The 1700-nt window shown below is 57.7% G+C and carries 2 protein-coding genes; both read left to right on the top strand.

What is annotated here, in order from left to right; all coding sequences use genetic code 11:
• The coding region (locus AC1DH9_RS28625; RefSeq protein ID WP_477809280.1) for an MFS transporter at positions 1–1045 on the top strand (1045 nt) is incomplete at its 5' end.
• Between the two features lie 44 nt (positions 1046–1089).
• Positions 1090–1557 (top strand): hypothetical protein, encoded by a 468-nt coding sequence (locus tag AC1DH9_RS28630; RefSeq protein ID WP_427542828.1) that lies wholly within the window; start codon positions 1090–1092, stop codon positions 1555–1557.
• Positions 1558–1700: the final 143 nt, after the last annotated feature.

Below are 1700 nucleotides of genomic sequence, written 5' to 3' on the forward strand. Positions count from 1 at the left end.
GGCATTTGGTGTGTCGCAAGCGTGGGCTGGTCAGATGGTGACCCTATGTGCACTGGGCTCAGGGTTAGCGGCTATTCCATTGACTCTCGCGTTGCAGGGCTGGCGTCGGCGCTTGGTGCTATTACTGGCTGTCGGGGTGTTTTGCGCCTGTAATGCGGTGACCGCCCTGTCCCCCTGGTTTTCATTGACGCTGGCTGCCCGCTTCATGGTGGGTATCGCAACCGGTCTGGCCTGGAGCCTGCTGGCCGGCTACGCCAGACGATTAGTCGCCCCACAGCAGCACGGTCGCGCGATGGCGCTGGCCATGCTCGGCATCCCTTTGGCACTTGCCCTAGGCGTACCGCTAAGTGCCTGGCTCGGTAAGCTGCTGGGATGGCGTTGTGTGTTCGGGACTCTCTCAGGACTCAGCCTTTTGCTGATGGCCTGGATATATCTGAAAGTGCCTGATTATCCCGGACAACGCTCCGATCGCCGCTTGCCGCTACGCAGGGTCCTGCAAACCCCAGGCGTGCGGCCCGTGCTGGCGGTGGTCATGCTCTGGATCCTGGCCCACTACACCCTCTATACCTATATTGCTGCGTTCCTGGCTTCTGTTGGATTGGCCGATCAGATAGATCGGGGCCTCCTTTCATTCGGTATTGCGGCCTTGTTCGGTCTATGGATGATCGGCACGCTGATTGATGGCAGGCTTCGGAGTCTGGTACTGCTCAGCCTGACAGCATTCATCCTGGTTTCGTTTGCCCTGGGCCTGGGTGACCTGCCCGTCAGTGCGATCTATATCGGCATCGTCCTGTGGGGGATGAGCTTCGGTGGTGCGCCAACCTTATTGCAAACCTCCTTGGCTGATGTTGCCGGCGACGGCGCTGATATTGCGCAATCAATGTTGGTGACCGTCTTCAATCTGGCGTTTGCTGGCAGTGGTGTGATCGGCGGCATTCTCCTGGAAACATGGGGGGCAGGTGCTATTCCCTGGGTAGCGCTGGCATTGTTGCTACCCGCGCTGTTGATTGTTTCGATAGCCAAGGGGCATGCTTTCGGGCGTTAACTACTGCCGAGGCGGTTTCTCTCTACCAACTGACGGATTGTTTCATGCATACCCGCATTCACGCTGCTTACCATCAAGCGGCTTTCTCCCGCAGCGCCTGCGCGTGCCTGACCATCGATGACGTGGCCATCGAGCAATGGCTGGCCTCTCACCTTAATGACCCAAATGTCGCCTTGCTCGGCCTTTCATTAATTTGGTTGCTGGATGAGGACGAAGACGTACTCGCGAAGCGTCGCTTCATTCCCGGCGAGGATGGTAGTTCCACGCTTGTACCGCTGCTGGTGTGCAGCGACGACATGGACTTCGACTGCACCGTGCTGATGGCCGAACAGGTTATTGAAGGCGACACCGTGCACTGGCGGCGTTTCGGCTGGAGCGTTTCCGGCGGACTGGAAGTGGGCATTTCCACCCGCTGGAACGCAGAAAGCCAACCAGTGAGCTTTGCCTTAGATGACTTCTGCGCGGCGCTGAAGGAGTTCGACAAATTGCTGAAAGAACAGGTGAGTCAATGACGGGCACGCCTCCTAAGCATCAGTTTTTCGAACCTGACGTTGCTGCAAAAGTGAAGCTTCGCAAGCTGCTGACTGCCGAAATGATTCTGTCAGCGCGGGTAAAGGTGACAGACTTATTTCTCTGTCACCAGCCTCGACAGCAG

The organism is Pseudomonas sp. 05T35, assembly GCF_056396605.1.